Raw genomic sequence first — 18,687 nt, 5'->3', positions numbered from 1 at the left:
CCTACCCGGGGCGCCTTTCGCCCGACTGGACGTTTCCGGGTCGAGGAGAGCGCCTGTCGTGCCGAGCGAGTGCACGTGATAGACACGGTGCATGACCTGGGGGGACCTGGCGCGCCGTCGCGCCGCAGCGCCGATGATCTCCGTCGCGGTGGCGTTGCTCGCTCTCACCGGATGTGTGGCCACGGGCGACGTCATGGCGCCGGCTGCGGACGTCGAGTCGGCCACTCCGCGCGCGACCGCGACCCCCACCCCGACGCCGCGCCCGGTCGCCTCACCCTCACCTCCGGCCGTGTTCGCCGATCAGGTCTACAGCGGTGTCGGGACGGGTGAGACGGAGAAGGTCGTCGTCTCGGTGCCGACCGGCGCCCGGTCGGTCTCGATCTCGGTCACCTGCGTCGGCGAGAGCCAGTTCGGGGTGGAGTACGGCGATTCCATGGCGCTCGGGCAGGCCATGCTCGGCGGTTGGTGCGACGGCACGTACGACTCGTCGTGGCCGCTGCTGCCCGCATCGGGAGACGTCGTCAACGTCTTCATGGGGGAGGGGATCGAGTGGGAGGTCGTCGTCACCTTCTCACGCGATCCGTTCGATGAGGACGAAGCGCTGACCCGCGAGTGCGCCGCGTTCAGCGACGTGCTCAGTCAACTGCAGAACGCCGATGACGGGTACGGGTTCTACGCCGCGTTCGGTGCGGCGGAATGGTACGACCGGGTCGACGCGGCCACGTATGACCTGGCGGAGCTGGCGGAGTCGTCCTCGTCGGAGCTCGCGGCGTCCTTCTCCGCGATCCTCGCGATCCTCCAGGAGCGCGACCGGGTCGCCGGCGGCGCGCTCGAGGACGTGTGGCGGGACTACGGACCGATCTCCGATGCCTGCGACCGCAACCAGACACCGCTCGTCATCATGGCTGAGTTCGGCGGCTGACGCGGACCTGAAAGAGCCTCAGCGGACGTCGAGCATCAGGTCGGCGGTGCGCAGCGACAGCGCCATCTGCGTGAGTGCTGGGTTGGCGGTGAGGGCGCTCGGGAAGGTCGAGTTGTCGCAGATCCACAGGTTGTCGATCTCGTGCGACCGACCCGCGGCATCCACCACACCGTCTTCGGGATCCTCGCTCATCCGGCAGGTTCCGAGCGTGTGGCACGACCGTTGCAGCACGCGGGTGCTCGTCGCGCCGGCGGCGCGGAGGATCCGCTCCATCACCGCGATCGCGTGCGCATCGATCGCGCGCTCGTTCTCGCCCTGGCTGAAGAGGATCTGCGCGACCGGCATCCCGTCGTCAGCGATCTCGTCCGTGAGGGTCAGTGCATTGGCCTCGGAGGGAAGGCACTCGCCGTTCATGCCGATGCCGGCGCTGAAGGAGTAGTCGTCGATCGCCGTCATGAGATCGGCACCCCACAGCCCAGCGCCGCGAACGAGCTGCGTGCCGAAGTTCAACGGCATGACGCCGAGGCTCTGCAGGAGGTATCCCCCGACGAAGTTCGCGTCGTCGGGCCGGATGAAGTCCTCGCTGATGATCGACGACGGGTAGCCCCGGTACCCGCGGATGCGCTCGTCGAACCGCCCCCACACCTGCGCGCCGCCGTGAGCGAGGAAGTTGCGACCCACCTGTCCGTTCGCGTTGGCGATTCCGGTGTGGAGCAGGAGTCGGGGCGTCTCCACCCCGCCCGCCGCCAGCACCAGCGCGCCGCACCGTTGCCTCCTGTCGATGCCGCCTCGTCGATACACGACCGCGGTGATCCGGCCCGCGGCATCCCGTTCGATGTCGTGCACCATCGCGTCGGGACGGATCTCCGCACCCGCCGCCACGGCTGCGGGCAGGTAGGTGATCGCCGTCGTCGCCTTGGCGCCGAACCGATCGCCCTGGTGGATGTCGCCGTTGTCGAGGGTCGCGCGGCGAAGACCGTAGTGCGGCTGATCGCGGTCGCGGGTGAGGATCGCAGCGGGGCCGTCGGTGGCGGTGATGCCGAGCGCGTCGCACCCGCGGATCATGGCGTCCGACGAGGCGTTGCGGCGCACCGGCGGGTACGCGTAGCGACGATCCGGGTCCCACGGGTAGTGCCGCGGCCCGCTCACTCCGATGTCGGACTCGACCCGCTCGATGTACCCGATCAGCTCGGCGTGATCGATCGGCCAGTCGCGACCCTGCCCGGTCTCGGTGCGCAGCATGAGGTCGCGGGCGTCTGGTCGAGGGGTGAAGGCGCCCCAGTGCAGGGTGCTGCCGCCGACGCCGTAGCCGCTGTTGTTCGGCCCGAACGCGGTCGGGTCGTCACCGCCGCTCAGCCGGTCGGACATCCAGTTGATCTTCGTCGCCTCGAGCTCGTCGGGCGTGAAGTCGTGCAGGGCGAAGTCGGGCCCCGCCTCGAGGACGACCACGCGCAGGCCGGCGTCGGCGAGGCGTGCGGTCAGGGGCGCACCGCCGGCGCCACTGCCGATCACGACGACATCGACGACCTCGTCGTCGGAGAATGTCTGCATCATCGGGTGCTCCCGTCTTCTTGCGTCGTGTCCTCCGAGTCGTTCTTGCGTCCTCGTTCGGGACGGCCCAGTTCGGCGGGTTCCCACGCCTCGCGCTCGCCGGCGCCGAGCGTTCGCCATCCCACCGGTTCCGCGCCGGTGCCACCCACCGCGAATCCGTCGTAGCCGACCCTGGCGAGGGAGGCCGGATGGGCGAGCCACACGCGCATGAGGTCGTTCCGTGCGTCTTCGAACCAGGAGCGGATGCCGCCGGCGGTGAGCGCGACGTGATCGGACTCGTCCTCGGCACCGTGGTGTTCGGTGCCGGGCGGTTCGATGCCGTCGGCGATGAGCCGCTGGATGAGGTCGTCTTGGGCTGCGGGCTCGGTGGGCCAGTGCGCGGCGACGGTGTCGAGGCCGGTGCGGTAGGCATCGCGGTCGGCGGGGGCGCCTGCGGGTCGCCAGCCGTCACCGCTGCCGTCGGCGAGCATCGCGTCGACGCGCAGCGCCAGGTCGATGCCGGGGGTCCCCTGCGGCACGAGGCGGGCGGCGAGGGCGCGCAGGGTGTCGAGTTGCGTCGGGGTCATGGCGCGCGGCGTGGCTGCGGGGTCGTCCGCGAGCGCCCGACGCGCGAGCGTGCCGCGAACGGCGTGATCGACGCGGGTCGAGGCGATGACCGCGCCCCAGGCGGCGGGGACCCGGGGGCTGCGGGAGGCGACCTCATCCCACAGCGCGGCGATCTCCGCCGCGACGCGCTGTGGCGCTTCGTAGGGCAGGAGGTGGCCGATGCCGTCGAGCGCGACGAACCTTGCTCGCGGATACACGTCACCGAGAAGCTTGGGTTGCGCCGCGGCGCCGAGATCGTCGTCGGCATCGCCGGCGAGCACGGTGACGGGCAGGTCGAGGGTGCCGACGAGGTCGGTCGCATCTTCGCGGCTTCCCGTCGTGAGCCAGTCCCGCCAGGCGGATGCCGGTTGCCGGACGATCGCCTCGAGTGCGGCGCCGCGGAGGCGGTCGTCGAGCTGCGCGCCGAGATTGTCGTCGAGGAAGGCCGCCGCGTCGGCGGGGGAGAGGTGCTCGCCCGCCGCCCACTCCTGCATCTGCGACCGGGCCTCGTCGGGCATCGGCTCGGGGGATGGCGGCGAGGGGGCCAGCAGGACCGCGCCGGCGAGTCCGAACACCGGCTCCGTCCCGGCGAGGAGGCGCGCCATGACCCGGCCGGCGACCTTGCCGCCGAGGCTGTGGCCGACGAGGACGAAAGGTCCGCCGTCGGCTGCGGCGGCGATCCGTTCCAGGGCGACGTCGGCGAGCGCATCGACGCTCGCCGCGTGGCCCCGATCGAGCAGGTTCACACTGACGACCCGGAACCGCCCGTCGATCTCGTCGGCGAGGGATGCCGCGGACGTGGCATCCAGCCCAAGTCCGGGCAGGAAGAAGACGGTGCATTCGGGCGTCTGGTCTGCGTGCGGCACGGCCTCACTGTAGGGAGCTGGCCTTCCTCGTGCCGTCGGTTGTGCGGAGGCGATCGGCCTGCGATGATGCCGGCGTCACCAGCCGTGGCTGTTCAGCCACTCCCGTCGGCGGGTCACCTCCTCGGCGGTCTCGGAAGCATCCGAGGCGTCGTGGTCGGCGAGGATGCCGTCCTCGATCGCGACGAAGCGCTGGCACCGGGTGCACAGGGCGCGACCGTTCGGATAGCCGTCCGCTGCGGTCTCGGCCGGACGGGCGGCTTCGCCGGAGCCTGCGCAGCGCGGCGGGTCGGCCGCGGCATCCGTCCACATGATCGTGCGGTGCCGGTGGAGCCCGGGGTGCTCGAGTGGTCGCGTGCAGCGGCGCCCGCTCTTTCGGCTGCGACAGAACCGGACGAACGCGTCACCGGCATCGGCCACCCGGATCAGCCGATCTCGTCGCGCCACGAATGGCGCGGCTGGTAGCCGAGGAGCCGCTGCGCCTTCGCGGTGGAGAAGAGTGAATCGTGCTCGCCGAGCTCGCCCCGCACCTCGACCCCCGGGAAGACCTCGGCGACGAGGTCAGCGTTGGGCCGGCTCATCACGGTGTCGGCGGCTGCGATCAGGAAGTGATCGAACCCGGGCGGGGCAGATTCGAGCGCGCGGGCGATCGCCTGCGCACCATCGCGGGCGTCGATGTAGCTCCAGAGGTTCCACTTCCGCTGTCGGGAGTCGGCGTCGAACGAAGGGAACTCGGCGTAGTCCTCGGGCACCATCACGTTCGAGAAGCGCAGAGCGGTGATCGACGCCTCGGGATGCCATCGGGTCAGTTCGATCGCGAGCTGCTCCTCGAGGTGCTTGACGACCGAGTACACCGACTCCGGCCGGGCCGGGTACCCCTCGTCCACCGGGATGTATGGCGGCGGCACGTCGAAGGGGAGCCCCTGCACGGTCTCGCTCGATGCGTAGACGATGCGAGTGACCCCGATGCGCAGGGCCGCCCAGAACACGTTGAACGTGCTCGTCATGTTGTTGTGGAAGGTCGCGACGTCGGAGCGGATGCCGGGAGCCGGGATGGCGGCGAGATGGACGAGCGCATCGACGCCGTCGTGCTGATCGCCCACGGCGGTCAGGGCGTCGACGACCTGGCCGTAGTCGGTCAGGTCGACCTGCACGAAGCCGGGGCCGCGGGTGCCGTGGACATCGAGCCCGATGATCTCGTGGCCCGCCGCAGCGAGCTCTCTGACGACGACGGTGCCGAGCTTTCCGGAGGATCCTGTGACGGCGATGCGCATGCCGTCAGCTTGCCACGGCGGTCGGGTGCTACGGTCGCGGATCATGTCGCCTGAGGCCTCTCAACCACCTGCCGGATCCCGTGCAGCCGGTGCCGTGGCCGCGGTCGCGGTGCTGCAGGTCGTCGCGACCGTCGTGCTCGCGCTGACCTGGTTCTTCGAGGTCGTCTTCGGGAGTGCCGCGTGCGGACCCGGCTGCGACCCGGCGGCCGTCGACCGGGCGGGGATGGTTTTCCTGCTGGCGATCGCGGCGAGCTACGCGATCAGTGCGGTCGCCTTCGTCGTGGCATGGCGGACGAGCCGGGACCTCGCGTGGGTGCCCCTCCTCGCGACAGGCGTTCTCCTCGGCGGCTTCTTCCTCGCGCGGTCCTTCGCCGGCTGACCCGGGGCTTGCGGAAGCTGCTGGTCTAACGCTGGTGAGCGGTTCGGGCGGTGTCCTCTGGCTTCGCCGCACGTGTGACACGTGCGTCTCGAATGCCGTGGGCGACGGCCTTGCGAACGATCCAGTAGAGGACGTAGAAGCCGATGGCGCAGAGCGTGAGCGTGAGCACGAGGCTCGTGAGGGGATCCACGCTCCGAGTCTGGCTCAGTCCGATCCGTATGGCGACACTCGTCCCGGTGTCGCGAAGCCGCGTGCCACCCCGGAAAAGACGAAACCCCCGCCATGTAGAAGCTAGGCGAGGGTTCCTGGGACCGTTGTAACGACGATCCTTGTGGCTCCGACGGGCGTCGATCCCGTGACCTCACGATTTTCAGTCGTGCGCTCTACCAACTGAGCTACAGAGCCGCATGGCTGCGAGAGCCATGTCCTAGACGAAAGGCCCGCTGAATTCAACAGAAGCTGAAGACAAGGGGCCTGTCGCTCGGAGCGACCCTGACGGGACTTGAACCCGCGACCTCCGCCGTGACAGGGCGGCACGCTAACCAACTGCGCTACAGGGCCATGCATATTCAATTTTGAGTGACCCCAACGGGATTCGAACCCGTGCTACCGCCGTGAAAGGGCGGCGTCCTAGGCCGCTAAACGATGGGGCCGAGCGAACCGCGGGGGCTCACGCTTACCGAGGGTCAAGCATATGCGATCTCCTGCGAATGTGCGAATCGAGGGCGCGTCCACCCGCACGGACGCCGCGACGTGCGAAAAGATGGCGCACGGCAGTGCGCGAAATCACCCCTGTGACGAATGTGAACACTGTTGCTACTGTGATCAGCGGACCTGTGAGGGGGTGCCTGCCGTGACTGCTGCGTTCGAGCCGACCGATGTCGATTGCGGCTGTGCGCCCACGGCCGAGGAGGCGCGCTCTTTCCGGCGTCCGATCAGCAGGCGCAACGCCATCGGCCTCGGGGTTCTCGGGGTCGCGGTCGCGGGCGCCGGCGTGGGCTTCGCGAGCCCGGCCTTCGCGGCGAAGTACCCGTCGTGGGAAGACGTCGAGAAGGCTCGCGCCAACCAGTCCGCCAAGGGCTCGGAGATCACCCGCATCGAGGGACTGATCCGGTCGCTCGAGAACGACGTCCAGTCCAAGCAGGCCGAAGCCGAGCGGCTGGGTGCCGAATACCAGCTCGCGCTCATCGCCTACGAAGACGCTGTGGCCCGTGCCGACTCGCTTCAGGCGCAGGCGGATGCCGAATCAGCACGCGCCGACGAATCGGCGGCGAAGCTGGGCGTCTTGGCTGCGCAGCAGTACCGCACCGGCAAGACCGACGCGACCCTCGAGCTCTTCTTCTCCGACTCCGCGTCCGGTGCGGACGACCTCCTCGGTCGCCTCGGCACGATGGACAAGCTCGTCGAGGCCAACCGCGACGTGTACGCGGCGGCGGTCGGTGCGCGTGACAACGCGAAGAGCCTCGCCGATCAGGCAGCGGTCGCCCGTGACGAGCGGGACCGCCGCAAGGCCGAGGCCGAGCAAAAGCTCCTTGCCGCGCAGGCGGCGGCCCAGGCGGCCGAGGCCGCACTGGCATCCCAGAACGAACACCGCGACGTCCTCGAGGCGCAGCTGGCAGCCCTCCGCGACACGACCGCGTCGACCATCGCCGGCTACAAGGCGGGCGTCGAAGAGCGCCGCCGTATCCGCGCGGCGAGAATCAAGCGCGAGCGCGAGGAAGCCGCTCGGAAGGCCGCTGCCGAAGAGGCGCGCCGCCGACGCGAAGAGGAGAAGCGGCGTCAAGAAGAAGAAGCCGCCAACAACTCCGGCGGCGGAAACTCCGGCGGTGGCGGATCGTCGGGTGGTGGCTCGGGCGGCGGCGGATCGTCCGGGGGTGGCTCCGGCGGCGGTGGCGGACAGGTCCAGCCCTCGGGCTGGGTGCGTCCCGCGCACGGCTGGATCAGCTCGTGGTTCGGCACCCGCGGCAGCATCTGCTCCAACGGCCGGTGCACCGCCAGCGGTCACCGCGGTATCGACTTCGCCAGCTCCTGCGGTTCGCCGATCTACGCGGCGGCCGCCGGTACGGTCATCTTCGCCGGCTACAGCGGCGACTGGGGCAACTACATCCAGGTGCGGCACAGCGACGGCACGGTCACGGGCTACGCCCACATCATCTCCGGCGGATACAACGTGAGCTACGGGCAGCGTGTCCGCGCGGGCCAGGTCATCGCCTACATCGGCAGCACCGGCGCCTCCACGGGCTGCCACCTCCACTTCGAGGTGTACCTCGGCGGCGTCCGCGTCGACCCCGCGCCCTTCCTCCGCGCGCGGGGCGTCAGCGTCTGACGCCCACCTGAGGCATCGACGCCCGGGCGAAAACGACGAAGGTCGGATGCCGCGTGGCATCCGACCTCCCTCAAAGTCGCTCAGAGGCTGTTGGGCGCTTCGCCCTCACCCTGCGTCTTGGTCTGTCCCTCGTGCTCGTCGAAGCGCTCGAAGGCCTCGGTGACGAGGCGCTCGGCCTCGGCCGCACCGGCCCACTCGTCGACCTTGACCCACTTGCCGGGCTCGAGGTCCTTGTAGTGCTCGAAGAAGTGGTTGATCTCATTCTTGGTCCAGTCGTCGACGTCGGCGACGTCCTGGATGTGACCCCAGCGCGGGTCCTTCGCGAGCACGGCGACCACCTTGTCGTCGCCACCCGCCTCGTCAGTCATCTTGAGCACGCCGACGGGTCGCACCTTCGCGAGGATGCCGGGGGCCAGGTCGTGGTCGAGCAGCACGAGCACGTCGAGCGGGTCGCCGTCCTCGCCGAGGGTGTTCTCGAAGAACCCGTAGTTGGCGGGGTAGCCCATCGGGGTGAAGAGGATGCGGTCGAGGAAGACGCGTCCGGTGCCGTGGTCGACCTCGTACTTGATCTTGCTGTTGCGCGGGATCTCGATGACGGCGTCGTAGGCGCCCATGCTGGTACTCCTTCGGAAGGGTGAAGATTGCGCGTACAGCCTACTTGCGCGGATACGGTGGCTGCGTGCCCTCCCTCCACCCCGCGCTCGCCGAGGTCCGCCGTGCCGTACGCCAGGCGCTGACGGGTCTGCCGGCCGGCTCGGCTGTCGTCGTGGGTCTGTCCGGCGGTGCCGACTCGCTCGCGCTGGCATCGGCGGTGGGATTCGAAGCGCCGAAGCTGGGCCTGCGCGCGGCATCCGTGACGGTCGACCACGGGCTGCAGGAAGGGTCGGATGCCGCCGCCCTCACCGCCGCACGCCTGGCCGCCGAACGCGGACTCGACGCTCTCGTCGTGCGGGTCGAGGTCGGCTCGGGTGGCGGGCCCGAGGCCGCCGCGCGTGATGCGAGGTACCGCGCCCTGGGCGACGCCGCCCGCGACGCGGGGGCCGCAGCGCTCCTCGTGGCGCACACGCTCGACGACCAGGCGGAGACGGTGCTGCTCGGCCTGGCGCGCGGATCGGGCGGGGCGAGCCTGCAGGGCATGGCGCCGGTCTCCGACCTCGACGGCGTCCCGCTGATCCGCCCCCTCCTGGGCATCCGGCGCGCGACGATCCGCGCCGCGTGCGCCGCCGACGGGCTCGAGCCGTGGGAAGACCCGCACAACGACGACGAGCGCTTCGCCCGTGTCCGCACGCGGCACCGTGTCCTCCCGGTGCTGGAGGCCGAGTTGGGGCCGGGCGTCGCCGAAGCGCTCGCCCGCACCGCGGAGCAGCTGCGGGAGGACGCCGAAGCGTTCGCCGAGATGATCGACGAGACCATCGAAGACATCGTCGAGCCGGCCGAGGCGGGCATCGCGGTGTCGGTCGCGGCGCTCGCCGCGAATCCGCCGGCGCTCCGGCACCGGATCATCCGGCACGTCGTCGCCAGCGAGTTCCACGTCGCGCTCACCCGATCGCAGACCCTCGAGGTCGCCCGCCTGGTCACGGACTGGTCGGGGCAGGGGCCGATCGATCTGCCGGGCTGCCGTGCCCGACGGGTCGGCCGGGTCGTCGAGTTCACGGCATCCGGGACGGGTCTTTAGACTTCTGCAATGCGCGCTGCCGAGATCGCCGACCAGCTGACCGAAGTCCTCGTCACCGAGGAGGAGATCCGCGCGAAGCTCGAGGAGCTCGCCCGGCGCGTCGAGGTCGACTACGAGGGCAAGGACCTGCTGCTCGTCGGCGTCCTCAAGGGAGCGGTCATGGTCATGGCCGACTTCGCACGCGCACTCAAGCGCGACATGGAGATGGACTGGATGGCCGTCTCGTCCTACGGGGCCGGCACGAAGTCCAGCGGCGTCGTCCAGATCCGCAAGGACCTCGACACCGACATCTCCGGCAAGCACGTGCTGATCGTCGAGGACATCATCGACTCGGGCCTCACCCTCAGCTGGCTGCTCGACAACTTCGCGTCCCGCGGCGCCGCCTCGATCGAGGTGCTCGCGTTGCTGCGCAAGCCCGAGGCGGCCAAGGTCGAGATCGACTGCCGCTACGTCGGATTCGACATCCCCGTGGAGTTCGTCGTCGGTTACGGCCTCGACTTCGCCGAGCGCTACCGCAACCTCCGCGACGTCGCGGTGCTCGCTCCGCACGTCTACTCCTGACGGATGCCGCGCGTTCCCGCTCCTGGAGCGGGCGGCGGGCCGTACGCCGAGGGCGAATACCCAGACGCGCCATAGCCGGGCCGGGGTAGCCTGATCGGATCATGAACGTCAAGAAGCTCTCGCGCAACCCGCTGATCTACGTGTTGCTGGTCGCTGTGCTCCTGATCGTCGGGATGTCGCTCATCTCGAGCCTCACCGGCGCCAAGCAGATCACCACGCAGCAGGGCCTGGAGCTGCTCGACGGTGACACGGTCACGAAGGTCACGATGACCGACGTCGACCAGCGCGTGGACCTCGAACTCGGCAAGGAGTTCGAGGGATCGGAGACGGTGCAGTTCTACTACGTGGAGCAGCGCGCCGACGAGGTCGTCGCCGCGGTGGATTCGGCCGCGCCGAAGGACGGCTTCAACGACGTCGTGCCCCGGGGCAACTGGTTCGGCAGCCTGCTCTCGATCCTCCTCCCCGTCCTCCTGCTCGGTCTGCTGTTCTGGTGGCTCATGTCGAGCGCGCAGGGCGGCGGCAGCAAGGTCATGCAGTTCGGCAAGTCGCGCGCGAAGCTCGTGACCAAGGAGACGCCGACGGTCACCTTCGCCGACGTGGCCGGCTCCGACGAGGCCATCGAGGAGATGCAGGAGATCAAGGACTTCCTGAAGGACCCGGCCAAGTTCCAGGCCGTCGGTGCGCGCATCCCGAAGGGTGTGCTGCTGTACGGCCCTCCCGGAACAGGCAAGACGCTGCTCGCCCGTGCCGTGGCCGGCGAGGCCGGAGTGCCCTTCTACTCGATCTCGGGATCGGACTTCGTGGAGATGTTCGTCGGTGTCGGTGCGAGCCGCGTGCGCGACCTCTTCACGCAGGCGAAGGAGAACTCGCCCGCGATCATCTTCATCGACGAGATCGACGCCGTCGGCCGTCACCGCGGCGCCGGCATGGGCGGCGGACACGACGAGCGCGAGCAGACCCTCAACCAGATGCTCGTCGAGATGGACGGCTTCGATCCGAAGGTCTCGGTCCTCGTGATCGCGGCGACGAACCGCCCCGACATCCTCGACCCGGCGCTGCTGCGTCCGGGCCGCTTCGACCGCCAGATCGGCGTCGACGCCCCCGACCTCAAGGGCCGCCAGAAGATCCTCGAGGTCCACGGCCGCGGCAAGCCGCTCTCGCCCTCGGTGGACCTCTCGGTCGTCGCCCGCAAGACGCCCGGATTCACCGGAGCCGATCTCGCGAACGTCCTCAACGAGGCGGCCCTGCTGACCGCCCGCTCGAACGCGCAGCTCATCGACATGCGTGCGCTCGACGAGGCGATCGACCGCGTGATCGCCGGTCCGCAGCGGCGCACCCGCGTGATGAAGGACAAGGAGAAGCTCATCACCGCGTACCACGAGGGCGGTCACGCGCTCGCGGCGGCGGCGATGAACAACACCGACCCCGTCACGAAGGTCACGATCCTCCCGCGCGGCAAGGCGCTGGGCTACACGATGGTGCTCCCGGTCGACGACAAGTACTCGGTCACCCGCAACGAGCTCCAGGACCAGCTTGCCTATGCGATGGGCGGACGCGTCGCGGAGGAGATCGTGTTCCACGACCCCACCACCGGCGCCTCCAACGACATCGAGAAGGCGACCGGCATCGCCCGGAAGATGGTCACCGAGTACGGCATGACCACCGACGTCGGGCCCGTCAAGCTCGGCTCGTCGTCGGGCGAGGTGTTCATGGGCCGCGACATGGGTCACGGTCGCGACTTCAGCGAGCGGATCGCCGAGCGCGTCGACGCGCAGGTGCGCGCCCTCATCGAGCAGGCCCACAACGAGGCGTACGAGGTCATCAACGCGAACCGCGACATCCTCGACAAGCTCGCGCTGGCGCTGCTCGAGAAGGAGACGCTCGACCACATCGAGCTGGCTGACATCTTCTCCGACGTCAAGAAGCTCCCGCCGCGACCGCAGTGGCTCTCCAGCAGCGAGCGGCCGGTCTCGACGCTCCCTCCCGTCGACGTCCCGCGCCGCGAGGAGTCCGCACCCGTGGCTGCGAACGTCGAGGCTGAGCAGACCTCGTCCGAGTCCGCTCCTGCGCGCCGCCAGGCCGGGCAGGCACGACCCGCGACGGCGTAGGGAGGCCGCATGGCGGTCGACCGCGAACGCGTGTCAGCCCTGGTGCGCGAGCTCCTCGAGGCGATCGGTGAGGACCCGGATCGCCCGGGTCTGCGCGCGACCCCGGAACGCGTCGCGGACGCGTACGCGGAGTTCTTCTCCGGGGTGGGGGAGGATGCCGCGGCACCGCTGGCCCACACCATCTCGGTCTCGCGGGGACCGGCACCCGACACCCTGCCCTCCGGCGCGGTCATGCTCCGCGACATCCGCTTCCGGTCGGTGTGCGAACACCACCTCCTCCCGTTCGCGGGGCGCGCCCACGTTGCCTACCTCCCGGGGGAGCAGGTCGTCGGGTTGGGCGCCCTGCCCCGGGTGATCGACATCCTCGCCGCCCGTCCGCAGGTACAGGAGCGGCTCGGCGAGCAGATCGCCGACACGATCGCCGGCTCCCTCGACACCCGCGGAGTCCTCGTCGTGCTCGACGCCGTCCACGAATGCGTCACGATGCGCGGGGGACGTCAGCCTTCGGCATCCACCGTCACGATCGCCGCCCGCGGCGAGTTCACCGAGCCGGTCGCCCGCGCCGAGGTCATCGCCCTGCTCACGGGCGGTGGCCCGTGACGCTCGTGATGGGCATCGTGAACGTGACGCCCGATTCCTTCAGCGACGGTGGCAGATACGCCGACCACGACGCCGCGATCGCGCACGGCCTGCGACTGCGCGCCGACGGGGCCGATCTTCTGGACGTGGGCGGGGAATCAACACGTCCCGGCGCCGAGCGTGTCACCGAGGCGGAAGAGCAGGCCCGGATCCTGCCCGTGGTCGAGGCTCTGGCCGACGCCGGTGCGATCGTCAGCGTCGACACGATGAACGCCGCCACCGCGGTCGCCGCTGTCCGCGCGGGCGCCCTCATCGTCAACGACGTCTCGGGCGGGCTCGCCGACCACGGCATGCTCGCCGCTGTTGCGGAACTCGACGCGGACATCGTTCTGCAGCATTGGCGGGGCCACTCCGCCGACATGTACGGTGCAGCCGTGTACGACGACCTCGTCGCGGAGGTCGTGGGAGAACTCGGCGTCCGCGTCGACGCGGCGCGGGCCGCCGGCATTCCGGACGAGCGCATCATCGTCGACCCCGGCTTCGGGTTCGGGAAGACCCCGGAGCAGAACTGGGCGGTCGCGCGCGGCCTCTCCCGATTGACGGAGGACGGGCGCCGCGTGCTCATCGGCACGAGCCGCAAGCGGATGCTCGACGTCGCCGCCGGTGCCGCGGGCATCGCCCTCGGCTCCGAGGCCGACCGAGACCTCGCCACCGCCGTGACGAGCGTCCTCGCCGCGCAGGCCGCGGTGTGGGCGGTGCGCGTGCACGACGTCGCATCGACGCGCCTGGCCCTCGCCGTCCGCGACGCGTGGGAGGGGGAGCGATGACCGACGAGATCACCGTCACCGGCATCCGGGCCTTCGGGTACCACGGCGTCTACGCGCACGAGCGGCGCGAAGGGCAGGAGTTCATCGCCGACGTGGTGCTTTCGCTGTCCACGCGCAAAGCCGCCGAGAGCGACGACGTGCTCGACACCGTCCACTACGGCGAGCTCGCCGAGCAGGTGGCGGCGATCCTCGCGGGGGAGCCCGCCAACCTGCTCGAGACCGTCGCGCAGCGGATTGCGAATGCGGCGCTCGCCTGGCCCATCGTCGACGAGGTCGCCGTGACGATCCACAAGCCGAGCGCCCCCATCGAGGTCCCATTCGGCGACGTGGCCGTGACGATCCGGCGGAGGCGCGAGGTATGAACAGGCGACTCGCGGCCGATCTCCCGGTCGACCCTCCGCGCCCCGCCGCAGACGCGCGGCGCGCGGTCGTGGCCCTTGGAGCCAACCTCGGCGATCGCGCCGCGACCATCGCGGAGGCGATCGCCGACCTCGGTCGCCTGCCGCTGACCGATCTCGTCGCGGCCGCGCCGCCGCTCGAATCGATCGCGCTGACGCTCGGTGGTCCCGATGCCGAGGCGCCTCGGTACCTCAACACGGTCGCCCTCCTCGACACCCGACTCGCGCCCACTCTGCTGCTGGGATACCTGCACGCCATCGAGGGGCGTCACGGTCGGGTCCGCCGCGAGCGCTGGGGAAGCCGCACCCTCGATCTCGACCTCATCACCTACGGCGACGTGCGCAGCGACGACCCCTCGCTCGTGCTGCCGCACCCGCGCGCGGCAGAGCGGGACTTCGTACTCGGCCCGTGGCACGCCGTCGATCCGGATGCCGTCCTGCCCGGCGTCGGCCTCGTCGCCGATCTGCTGCGCCGCCTCGGTGGAGGGGAGCAGCCGTGAAGCGCACGAACACCCTGGGTCTCGTCGCCCTCGCCGTGATCGCGGGCGGCGGCGGGTTCATCGTCGACCAGCTCCTGACAGCGGGCGGACATCCCTCGTTCACCCCGTCCACCGTGCTGCCCCTCATCCTCGTCGCGCTCGCCGTCGCCGTCGTGGCGGCCGCGATACCCGTCCGGCGTGCCACGCGGGGAACCGCGCCGATCGATCCCTTCCGGGCGCTGCGCATCGCAATGCTCGCGAAAGCGTCGAGCATCGTCGGCGCGGTCGTCGCCGGCTTCGCCGGAGGGCTCCTCGTCTTCGTCCTCACACGTCCGGTCTCACCCTCGTTAGGCTCGACGGGTGCGGTGATCGCCGCGCTCCTCAGCGGAGTCGTCCTCGCGGCGGCCGCCCTCTTCGCCGAGTACCTGTGCACCATCCGGAAGGACGACGATGACGAGCAGCCCGGACCAGACGAGCCCGGACTCGGCCTCTCCCACCTCGACTGACCGCAGCAATGCGGTCTTCGACACGGGAACCTACGACCGCATCCCCGAGCCCCGCAGCACCAAACGCCTCCCGCTGGGCGACGGCACGTGGCACCAGATCTCCCGCAAGTACATCGTAGGACAGCTGATCGGGTACGTCTTCCTCCTCGCCGTGATCGCCGCGGTGGTGCTGGTCGTCCGATTCGTCTTCGACGAGACCTGGCCCCTCATCCCCGGCGGGATCGCGTTCGCCGTGATGCTGTTCTTCGCGGTCATCACCCCGCGACAGGCGCGGTCGATCGGCTACCAGCTGCGAGAGGACGATCTGGTCTTCCGTCGCGGCATCCTGTGGCAGCGCATGGTGGCCGTGCCCTACGGACGACTTCAGCTCGTCGACATCACCCACGGGCCCCTCGACCGCGGGCTGGGCATCGCGCAGCTGAAGCTGGTGACAGCTGCGGCATCGACCGGCGTCACCATCCCCGGGCTCCCGCAGCGCGCCGCCGAAGAGCTGCGCGACGCGCTCATCGAGGTGGCCGAGACGCGGCGGACCGGTCTGTGAGCGACCTCGACCCCGACCGGAACGCCCCGGCGTCCCCGGTCGCACCGGCCGCGTCTCCCGTCGCACCGTCGGCGCACGCGGTCCGCTCGGACCTGAGCGACGGCGAGTGGCATCGGCTGCACCCCCTCTCGCCCCTGCTGCGGGGCGGGCTGACGCTCATCGTGCTGATCGGCATCGTCGTCGCCAACCTGCGCGACCGCTTGATCTCCCTCTTCCTGCCCGAGGGCATGAACTGGGAGGAGGAGGGCGACCCGGTCGACTACATCCTCGACAACGGCGTCATCGTCCCCGCCCTGCTCGTCGTCGGCGGTGGCCTCCTCCTTCTGGTCGCGATCTTCTGGCTGTCGTGGCGGTTCCACACCTTCCGCATCACCGACGACGACGTCGAGGTCCGCAGCGGGGTGCTGTTCCGCACCCACCGCCGGGCGCCCCTCGACCGGGTGCAGGGAGTGAACCTCACGCGCCCCGCGCTCGCGCGGCTGGTCGGCCTCGCCAAGCTCGAGGTCGTGGGCGCCGGGCTCGATGCGAACGTCAAGCTCGAGTACCTGTCGACCTCGAACGCCGAGACGATCCGCGGCGACATCCTCCGACTCGCCTCGGGCCGGCAGAAAGCGGATGCCGCGGTGCGTCGCGCCGCCGAGCCGCAGGGCGCCGTCGGGCGGATCTCCGCCGGCGTCGGCGAGATCGTGCTGGGTGTGGACGAGGACGACACCGAACCCGCCTCGATCGTCCGCGTGCCGTTGGGGAGGCTCATCCTCGCCAACCTGCTGTCGGGGTCGACGATCTGGTTCCTCGCGCTCATCGTGGCGGCGATCGTCGGTGTGGTGCTCCAGCCCGCCTGGCTGATCGGCGCACTGGGAGCCTCCATCCCGGCCGCGATCGGTTTCGGGACGTACGCGGTGCGTCAGTTCATCCGCACGCTGCGGTACTCGATCGCGCCGACGTCGGCCGGTGTGCGGGTGACGTTCGGTCTCCTCACCACCGTCACCGAGACGCTCCCTCCGGGTCGCGTCCACGCGGTCGACGTCCGCCAGCCGCTGCTGTGGCGCTGGGGTGGCTGGTGGCGCATCCGCGTGAACCGGCTCTCGGGCCGCTCCGCGACCGACACGTCGTCGACGCAGTTCGCCGACGTGCTCCCCATCGGCAGCGCCGACGACGTCGAGCGCGTCCTGCGCCTGCTGCTCCCCGCCGTCGAGGTGGATGCCGCGCTCCTCGACGCGGGTCTGCGGGGGCCGCGCCCAGGCGACGGCTACACGGTCTCGCCGCGCCGCGCTCGATGGTTCCTGCCGCTCTCGCAGCCGCGCAACGGATTCCGGCTCCTCCCGGAGGCGCTTCTCCTGCGCCGCGGCCGGCTGTGGCCGGCGCTCGTCATCCTCCCGCTCGCGCGGCTGCAGTCGGTGCGGGTCGACCAGGGCCCGCTCGACCGCGCCCTCGGTCTCGCGCGCGTGACGGGCCACACCGTCGTCGGCCCCGTCTCCGGCGCCCTCGGCGGCCTCGACTCCCGCGACGCCGTCGCGCTCTGGCGGGCGACCACGGATGCGACCGTGGACGCCGCGGCATCCGCCGACCGAGTTCTCGGTGCCGGAGAGAGCGTCGAGATCGAGTGGGGCGCGGACACACCCGCACCGGAGCCGCGCGATGCGTGACGGTCGTCTCGGCGTCGGCGTCATCGGGGCCGGACGCGTGGGCCCCGTCGTCGCGGCGGCGCTCGCCGGTGCGGGTCACGCGCTCACCGGGATCACGGCGGGATCGGACACCGACCGCGTCGAAGCGATCCTCCCCGGTGTCCCCACGCTGACCGCCGACGAGGTCGCGCGCCGGAGCGAGCTCGTGGTGCTCGCGGTGCCGCGCGACGAGCTCGCGGGGCTCGTGTCAGGGCTCGCTGACCTCGGGGCATGGCAGATCGGCCAGCTCCTCGTGCACACCGACGCCGCGCACGGGATCGGCGTGCTTGCCCCGGCCGCGGCGAAGGGCGCCATCCCGCTCGCCATCCACCCCGCCATCGCCTTCACAGGCACGTCCACCGATCTGCGCGCGCTGCAGGACTCGTACGCCGCCGTCACCGCGCCGGCCGCCGTGCTGCCGATCGCCCAGGCGCTCGCCGTCGAGATGGGCTGCGAGCCCGTCGTCGTGGCGGATGCCGATCGTGCGGCGTACGGCGAGGCGATCGCGACCGCCACGGAGTTCTCGGCCTCGATCGTGCGGCAGGCATCGGCCCTCCTGGCCGGCGCAGGCGTCGAGGAGCCCGGGCGCTACCTGTCCGCCCTCGTCCACACCACCGTCGACCGCGCGCTCACCGCGGGCGACGACCCGGTGCTGTGACCGACGTCGAGCTCGCGCGGATACCCGCCGGCACCGTCACGCTGCACGACGCGCGGCGGAAGATCCGCCGCACCGTGGAGCTCGAGCCGTTCGAGATCGGCGTCTTCCCCGTCACGCAGGAACAGTTGGGCGAGGTGCTCGGCATCACGGCATCCCACCCCCGACGTCCCGCCGTCGATGTCAGCTGGCAGCGGGCGGTGCGCTTCTGCAACGCGCTGTCGGAGTGGGAGGGTCTCGACCCGGCCTACGCGGTCGACGGCGAGGAGGTGCGGTGGCACGTCGACAGTGACGGGTACCGCCTGCCGACCGAGGCCGAGTGGGAGTACGCGTGCCGTGCCGGGTCGACCGGACCGCACTACGGGCCGCTGGTCGAGATCGCCTGGACGGCGGCTGACGGCGTCGCGTCGCCGCAGCCCGTCGGCGGCAAACTCCCGAACCTCCACGGCCTGTTCGACACCCTCGGGAACGTCTGGGAGTGGTGCTGGGACTTCCTCGACACCGAGCGCTACGACGACTACCGCGTCTTCCGCGGCGGCGGATTCGCCGACGACTCCTGGAGTGTCCGGGCCAGCGTCCGTCGGGGCGGCGGCCCGCGCATGACCCACGAAGACGTCGGGTTCCGGGTCGCGCGAGGCGGCTTCGACGCGGTGGATGCCGCGCAGGGCTGGTCCGCCTCCGCCGATGCGGTGGCCGGCGGTCGGCCGCTGCCGCCGGGATGGACGCCGCGGCGGCCCGGCGGAGGGCCGGGGACCCGCCGGTAGACTGGGAGGACACCCCCGAGGAGCTTTCCC

General features: G+C 70.8%; 21 protein-coding genes and 3 tRNA genes. 15 read left to right on the top strand and 9 right to left on the bottom strand.

Annotated features, from left to right (window positions below; translation table 11 throughout):
* The first annotated feature begins 91 nt into the window (after nucleotides 1-91).
* Nucleotides 92-922 carry a hypothetical protein gene (locus BKA24_RS00310; protein WP_184214169.1) on the top strand — a complete coding sequence of 277 codons (831 nt, stop codon included), beginning with the start codon at nucleotides 92-94 and terminating at the stop codon, nucleotides 920-922.
* Nucleotides 923-940: 18 nt separating this feature from the next.
* On the opposite strand, the gene BKA24_RS00305 is transcribed toward BKA24_RS00310, so the two are convergent.
* The 4 genes from BKA24_RS00305 to BKA24_RS00290 all read right to left on the bottom strand — a co-directional run bounded on the left by BKA24_RS00305 (nucleotide 941) and on the right by BKA24_RS00290 (nucleotide 5,195).
* The gene (locus BKA24_RS00305) at nucleotides 941-2,476 is read right to left on the bottom strand and encodes a GMC family oxidoreductase (RefSeq protein ID WP_221417244.1); all 1,536 of its coding nucleotides are present in this window, start codon (nucleotides 2,474-2,476) and stop codon (nucleotides 941-943) included.
* Nucleotides 2,473-3,924, bottom strand: a complete 1,452-nt coding sequence (locus tag BKA24_RS00300; RefSeq protein ID WP_184214167.1) for an alpha/beta fold hydrolase — start codon at nucleotides 3,922-3,924, stop codon at nucleotides 2,473-2,475. Before BKA24_RS00300 ends, BKA24_RS00305 begins: the two co-directional genes overlap by 4 nt.
* Before the next feature lie 75 nt (nucleotides 3,925-3,999).
* Nucleotides 4,000-4,341, bottom strand: coding sequence for a hypothetical protein (locus BKA24_RS00295; protein WP_184214165.1), 342 nt, complete (start codon nucleotides 4,339-4,341; stop codon nucleotides 4,000-4,002).
* 5 nt (nucleotides 4,342-4,346) lie between these two features.
* The gene (locus BKA24_RS00290; protein ID WP_184214163.1) at nucleotides 4,347-5,195 is read right to left on the bottom strand and encodes an NAD-dependent epimerase/dehydratase family protein; all 849 of its coding nucleotides are present in this window, start codon (nucleotides 5,193-5,195) and stop codon (nucleotides 4,347-4,349) included.
* Nucleotides 5,196-5,238: 43 nt separating this feature from the next.
* Here BKA24_RS00290 and BKA24_RS00285 point away from each other — a divergent pair, with 43 nt between their 5' ends.
* Nucleotides 5,239-5,574 (top strand): hypothetical protein, encoded by a 336-nt coding sequence (locus BKA24_RS00285; protein ID WP_184214161.1) that lies wholly within the window; start codon nucleotides 5,239-5,241, stop codon nucleotides 5,572-5,574.
* A gap of 25 nt (nucleotides 5,575-5,599) precedes the next feature.
* Here BKA24_RS00285 and BKA24_RS00280 read toward each other — a convergent pair whose 3' ends face one another.
* From BKA24_RS00280 to BKA24_RS00265, 4 genes are all read right to left on the bottom strand, one after another.
* Nucleotides 5,600-5,764 (bottom strand): hypothetical protein, encoded by a 165-nt coding sequence (locus BKA24_RS00280; protein WP_184214158.1) that lies wholly within the window; start codon nucleotides 5,762-5,764, stop codon nucleotides 5,600-5,602.
* 142 nt (nucleotides 5,765-5,906) lie between these two features.
* Nucleotides 5,907-5,979: transfer RNA gene (locus BKA24_RS00275), tRNA-Phe, on the bottom strand.
* Nucleotides 5,980-6,061: 82 nt separating this feature from the next.
* A tRNA-Asp gene (locus tag BKA24_RS00270) sits at nucleotides 6,062-6,135 on the bottom strand.
* Between the two features lie 19 nt (nucleotides 6,136-6,154).
* A tRNA-Glu gene (locus BKA24_RS00265) sits at nucleotides 6,155-6,227 on the bottom strand.
* A 200-nt stretch (nucleotides 6,228-6,427) separates the two neighbouring features.
* On the opposite strand from BKA24_RS00265, the gene BKA24_RS00260 reads away from it, so the two are divergent.
* On the top strand, nucleotides 6,428-7,900 hold the full coding sequence (locus tag BKA24_RS00260) for a peptidoglycan DD-metalloendopeptidase family protein (protein ID WP_343065800.1): 1,473 nt from the start codon (nucleotides 6,428-6,430) through the stop codon (nucleotides 7,898-7,900).
* Between the two features lie 80 nt (nucleotides 7,901-7,980).
* Here BKA24_RS00260 and ppa read toward each other — a convergent pair whose 3' ends face one another.
* Entirely contained in the window at nucleotides 7,981-8,514 is a 534-nt protein-coding gene (ppa, locus tag BKA24_RS00255) for an inorganic diphosphatase (protein ID WP_184214154.1), read from the bottom strand.
* A gap of 65 nt (nucleotides 8,515-8,579) precedes the next feature.
* Here ppa and tilS point away from each other — a divergent pair, with 65 nt between their 5' ends.
* From tilS to BKA24_RS00195, 12 genes are all read left to right on the top strand, one after another.
* Nucleotides 8,580-9,575 (top strand): tRNA lysidine(34) synthetase TilS, encoded by a 996-nt coding sequence (tilS, locus tag BKA24_RS00250; protein ID WP_184214152.1) that lies wholly within the window; start codon nucleotides 8,580-8,582, stop codon nucleotides 9,573-9,575.
* Between the two features lie 9 nt (nucleotides 9,576-9,584).
* Complete coding sequence (hpt, locus tag BKA24_RS00245) at nucleotides 9,585-10,136, top strand: hypoxanthine phosphoribosyltransferase (protein ID WP_184214150.1); 552 nt, start codon at nucleotides 9,585-9,587, stop codon at nucleotides 10,134-10,136.
* 101 nt (nucleotides 10,137-10,237) lie between these two features.
* Nucleotides 10,238-12,244: an ATP-dependent zinc metalloprotease FtsH gene (gene ftsH, locus BKA24_RS00240; RefSeq protein ID WP_184214148.1), complete on the top strand. Its 2,007-nt coding sequence runs from the start codon at nucleotides 10,238-10,240 to the stop codon at nucleotides 12,242-12,244.
* A 9-nt stretch (nucleotides 12,245-12,253) separates the two neighbouring features.
* The gene (gene folE, locus BKA24_RS00235; RefSeq protein WP_184214146.1) at nucleotides 12,254-12,844 is read left to right on the top strand and encodes a GTP cyclohydrolase I; all 591 of its coding nucleotides are present in this window, start codon (nucleotides 12,254-12,256) and stop codon (nucleotides 12,842-12,844) included.
* Nucleotides 12,841-13,650: a dihydropteroate synthase gene (gene folP / locus BKA24_RS00230; protein ID WP_184214144.1), complete on the top strand. Its 810-nt coding sequence runs from the start codon at nucleotides 12,841-12,843 to the stop codon at nucleotides 13,648-13,650. Before folE ends, folP begins: the two co-directional genes overlap by 4 nt.
* Complete coding sequence (folB, locus tag BKA24_RS00225) at nucleotides 13,647-14,012, top strand: dihydroneopterin aldolase (protein ID WP_184214142.1); 366 nt, start codon at nucleotides 13,647-13,649, stop codon at nucleotides 14,010-14,012. Before folP ends, folB begins: the two co-directional genes overlap by 4 nt.
* Complete coding sequence (gene folK / locus BKA24_RS00220; RefSeq protein WP_184214140.1) at nucleotides 14,009-14,548, top strand: 2-amino-4-hydroxy-6-hydroxymethyldihydropteridine diphosphokinase; 540 nt, start codon at nucleotides 14,009-14,011, stop codon at nucleotides 14,546-14,548. Before folB ends, folK begins: the two co-directional genes overlap by 4 nt.
* Complete coding sequence (locus BKA24_RS00215) at nucleotides 14,545-15,033, top strand: DUF3180 family protein (protein ID WP_184214138.1); 489 nt, start codon at nucleotides 14,545-14,547, stop codon at nucleotides 15,031-15,033. Before folK ends, BKA24_RS00215 begins: the two co-directional genes overlap by 4 nt.
* A complete protein-coding gene (locus BKA24_RS00210) occupies nucleotides 14,978-15,574 on the top strand; it encodes a PH domain-containing protein (RefSeq protein WP_184214136.1) in 597 nt (198 codons plus the stop codon). The genes BKA24_RS00215 and BKA24_RS00210 overlap by 56 nt, the downstream gene beginning before the upstream one ends.
* Nucleotides 15,571-17,220 (top strand): PH domain-containing protein, encoded by a 1,650-nt coding sequence (locus BKA24_RS00205; RefSeq protein WP_343065799.1) that lies wholly within the window; start codon nucleotides 15,571-15,573, stop codon nucleotides 17,218-17,220. The genes BKA24_RS00210 and BKA24_RS00205 overlap by 4 nt, the downstream gene beginning before the upstream one ends.
* Nucleotides 17,213-17,896 (top strand): Rossmann-like and DUF2520 domain-containing protein, encoded by a 684-nt coding sequence (locus BKA24_RS00200; protein WP_184214134.1) that lies wholly within the window; start codon nucleotides 17,213-17,215, stop codon nucleotides 17,894-17,896. Before BKA24_RS00205 ends, BKA24_RS00200 begins: the two co-directional genes overlap by 8 nt.
* Entirely contained in the window at nucleotides 17,893-18,657 is a 765-nt protein-coding gene (locus BKA24_RS00195; RefSeq protein ID WP_184214132.1) for an SUMF1/EgtB/PvdO family nonheme iron enzyme, read from the top strand. The genes BKA24_RS00200 and BKA24_RS00195 overlap by 4 nt, the downstream gene beginning before the upstream one ends.
* The last annotated feature ends 30 nt before the right edge of the window (nucleotides 18,658-18,687 follow it).

Source organism: Microbacterium marinum (assembly GCF_014204835.1).
GTDB classification, from domain to species: domain Bacteria; phylum Actinomycetota; class Actinomycetes; order Actinomycetales; family Microbacteriaceae; genus Microbacterium; species Microbacterium marinum.
This window is presented reverse-complemented; position numbering and strand designations above follow the sequence as displayed.

Coding starts and splice junctions, on each gene's coding strand:
- BKA24_RS00310 (WP_184214169.1), top strand. CDS start 92: ATGACCTGGGGGGACCTGGCGCGCCGTCGCGCCGCAGCGCCGATGATC.
- BKA24_RS00305 (WP_221417244.1), bottom strand. CDS start 2,476: ATGATGCAGACATTCTCCGACGACGAGGTCGTCGATGTCGTCGTGATC.
- BKA24_RS00290 (WP_184214163.1), bottom strand. CDS start 5,195: ATGCGCATCGCCGTCACAGGATCCTCCGGAAAGCTCGGCACCGTCGTC.
- BKA24_RS00285 (WP_184214161.1), top strand. CDS start 5,239: ATGTCGCCTGAGGCCTCTCAACCACCTGCCGGATCCCGTGCAGCCGGT.
- ppa (WP_184214154.1), bottom strand. CDS start 8,514: ATGGGCGCCTACGACGCCGTCATCGAGATCCCGCGCAACAGCAAGATC.
- hpt (WP_184214150.1), top strand. CDS start 9,585: ATGCGCGCTGCCGAGATCGCCGACCAGCTGACCGAAGTCCTCGTCACC.
- ftsH (WP_184214148.1), top strand. CDS start 10,238: ATGAACGTCAAGAAGCTCTCGCGCAACCCGCTGATCTACGTGTTGCTG.
- folE (WP_184214146.1), top strand. CDS start 12,254: ATGGCGGTCGACCGCGAACGCGTGTCAGCCCTGGTGCGCGAGCTCCTC.
- folB (WP_184214142.1), top strand. CDS start 13,647: ATGACCGACGAGATCACCGTCACCGGCATCCGGGCCTTCGGGTACCAC.
- folK (WP_184214140.1), top strand. CDS start 14,009: ATGAACAGGCGACTCGCGGCCGATCTCCCGGTCGACCCTCCGCGCCCC.
- BKA24_RS00210 (WP_184214136.1), top strand. CDS start 14,978: ATGACGAGCAGCCCGGACCAGACGAGCCCGGACTCGGCCTCTCCCACC.
- BKA24_RS00200 (WP_184214134.1), top strand. CDS start 17,213: ATGCGTGACGGTCGTCTCGGCGTCGGCGTCATCGGGGCCGGACGCGTG.